The organism is Methanofollis sp. (assembly GCF_028702905.1).
GTDB lineage: Archaea > Halobacteriota > Methanomicrobia > Methanomicrobiales > Methanofollaceae > Methanofollis.
The window spans coordinates 1-2,885 of record NZ_JAQVNX010000181.1 but is presented as its reverse complement, the minus strand read 5'-3'; the positions used below and the strand labels follow the sequence as shown (position 1 = coordinate 2,885).

Below are 2,885 nucleotides of genomic sequence, written 5' to 3'. Positions count from 1 at the left end.
GGCGACACCCTGGCCCGGTGCTTCCGGAAGGCGGGCTACCCTCTGGAGGTCCAGTACTACGTGAACGATATGGGCCGCCAGATCGCCATCGTCTCCTGGGGCTTCGACCATGTCCCGAAAGAGCGCCTTGAGGACGAGAAGGAGGACCACCACATCGCCCGCGTGTACGTCGCCGCGAACCGCGAGATCGAGAAAGAGCCCGCGATCACCGGCGAGGTCGACCACCTGATGCAGCTCATCGAGCAGGGCGACCCGGAGACGCAGAGGAAGTTCCGCGAGGTCGTCTCCCACTGTCTCGACGGTTTCAAGGTGACGATGGCGAACCTCAACGTCGTCCACGACCGCTTTGTCTGGGAGTCGGACTTCGTGCGGAACGGCGACATGGAGAGGATCATCGACCGGATCGACCGCCTGCCCCAGGCCAGGCACGAGGGCACGCTCTCCCTGGACCTGACGGAATGCGGTTTCGAGAAGGACTACGTGATCCGCCGGTCCGACGGGACGTCCGTCTACGCGGCCCGCGACCTCGCCTTCCACACCTGGAAGGGCCGGAACTCCGACCGCATGATCGACGTCCTGGGTGCCGACCACAAACTGATCGGCTCGCAGCTCCAGTGCACCCTGAAAATCCTCGGCGAGAAGGCCCCGGAGATCGTCATCTTCGAGTTCGTCTCCCTGCCCGAGGGCTCCATGTCCACCCGTGCGGGCAAGTTCATCTCGGCCGACGAACTTGTCGCCGAGGTGACGAACAAGGCCTTCGCCGAGGTCTCGGAGAGGAGGCCGGAACTCCCGGCGGAACAGCGCGAGGAGATCGCCAGGGCCGTCGCCATATCGGCCATCCGCTACGACATCGTCAGGATCTCGCCGGAGAAGTCGACGGTCTTCGACTGGAAGGAGGCCCTGAACTTCGAGAGACAGAGCGGCCCGTACGTCCAGTATTCCCATGCCCGCGCCTGTTCGATCCTGGAGAAGGCCGGGGCCTTCGAGCCGGCCTTCGTGTACGCGGACGAGCACGAGATCGCCCTTGCCAAACAGATCGCCCGTTTCCCCGCGGTGATCGACCAGGTGGTCCGCGAACTCCGGCCTCACCTCCTCGCCACCTATGCCCGCGACCTCGCCGACACCTTCAACACCTTCTACAGGTACGTGCCTGTGCTGAAGAGCGAGGGGGAGATGCGGGCGAGCAGGCTCACCCTTGTGAAGGCTGCGCAGAACACGCTGAAGGAATCTCTCGAAACCCTTGGTATCGATGCGATCTCCACGATGTGAGGACGCGAGGGGCGCCCTGCAGAAGCAGGGCTACCAGTTTTTTTCTCCCGACGCCACGGCGGCCGTGAAGCCGTGCATGTGGAACAAGCGGGCCCTGAAGGGCGGCGACATGTGCTACAAGCACCAGTTCTACGGGATCGAGAGTCACCGCTGCGTGCAGATGACGCCGACCCTCCGCTGCAACCAGCGCTGCCTCTTCTGCTGGCGTTCCTTCGAGCACGACGTCGAGGCAGAGAGGGAGTGCACGCCCGCGGAGATCCTCGGACGTGTCCGCGACCTCCAGAAGAGGGCGCTCTCCGGGTACAAGGTCTCGCAGTACGTGACAGGGGATCGTTTTGCCGAGGCACTCGACCCGACGATGGTGGCGATCTCCCTCTCCGGCGAACCGACCCTGTATTCGGGCCTGCCGGAGATGATCGACCTCTTCAACGCGGAGGGCTTCACCACCTTCCTGGTCTCGAACGGGACGCGGCCCGACGTCCTCGCCCGCTGCCGTCCCTTCCAGACCTACGTCTCCCTGGACGCACCCGACGAGGAGACCTACCTCCCCCTCTGCAACCCGGAGGAGGAGGGGTCGTGGGAGAGGATCCAGCAGAGCCTCGGACTCCTCTCCGGCCGGCGGTCGGCAGTCAGGACAACCCTCGTGAAGGGGATCAACGACATCGACCCGGCAGGATATGCGGCGCAATACGAGGCATCGGGCGCACGTTTTATTGAGATCAAGGGATACATGTATCTCGGATACAGTCGCAACCGCCTGTCGCGGGAGAACATGCCCGAGCACGAGGAGATCCGCCGCTTTGCCGAGGAAGTCGCCGGGCACTGCACCAGGTACCGTATCGCGGACGAAAGCCCCATATCCAGGGTCGTCCTGATGGAGAGAACAGAGAGAGGGGATGAAACAGAATGAGATTTGATCCAGAAGAAAGGAAGGAACTGTCGAGGAAGGACTTTGAAGAGGCATGGCACCGTGGCCCCGAGGTGCTGACGCCGCCGGCCCTGGCCGGGACGTACCCGCGGAAGGCCTACACGCGTGCGAGGCCGCACCCGATCGCGGAGACGATCGAGAGGCTCCGCCAGGTGTACCTCTCGATGGGCTTCGACGAGGCCCGCGTCCCGGTGATGATCGAGGAGTCGGACGTCTACAGGCAGTTTGGCCCCGAGGCGAGCGCGGTCCTTGACCGGGTCTTCTATCTCGGCGGCCTGCCGCGGCCGAACATCGGGATCTCAGACCGCCAGATGGAGCAGGTGATGGCGATGATCGGGGCCGAGTACGCGGAGGCGCCGGTCACGTCCGAGGAGGCGAAGGAGAGACTCCAGAAGATCTTCCATTCCTACAAGAAGGCGGAGATCGACGGCGACGAACTGACCCACGAGATCGCCGGGTCCCTCTCGATCGACGACGGCCTGGTGGTCCGCATCCTGGACGCGGTCTTCCCTGAGTTCAAGAGTCTTGAGCCCGAGTCCTCGCACACGACCCTCCGCTCCCACATGACGAGCGGGTGGTTCCTCTCTCTCGGGTCGATGTGGGAGCACTACGCCCACCCGATCCGTCTCTTCTCGATCGACCGCTGTTTCCGCCGGGAGCAGGAGGAGGGGCCGACGCGGTTGATGAC

General features: G+C 64.1%; 2 protein-coding genes and 1 pseudogene. All 3 read left to right on the top strand.

Translation table 11 applies throughout. The features are described from left to right. Positions 1–1,269 (top strand): arginine--tRNA ligase (argS, locus tag PHP59_RS12455; protein ID WP_300167451.1); only part of this gene is annotated, 1,269 nt, incomplete at its 5' end. Further along, positions 1,250–2,179 (top strand): 4-demethylwyosine synthase TYW1, encoded by a 930-nt coding sequence (gene twy1 / locus PHP59_RS12450; RefSeq protein ID WP_300167449.1) that lies wholly within the window; start codon positions 1,250–1,252, stop codon positions 2,177–2,179. The genes argS and twy1, both read left to right, overlap by 20 nt. Further along, positions 2,176–2,885: pseudogene (locus PHP59_RS12445) on the top strand (O-phosphoserine--tRNA ligase); the annotation flags it as partial. The gene twy1 and the pseudogene PHP59_RS12445, both read left to right, overlap by 4 nt.

Coding starts and splice junctions, on each gene's coding strand:
- twy1 (WP_300167449.1), top strand. CDS start 1,250: ATGCGATCTCCACGATGTGAGGACGCGAGGGGCGCCCTGCAGAAGCAG.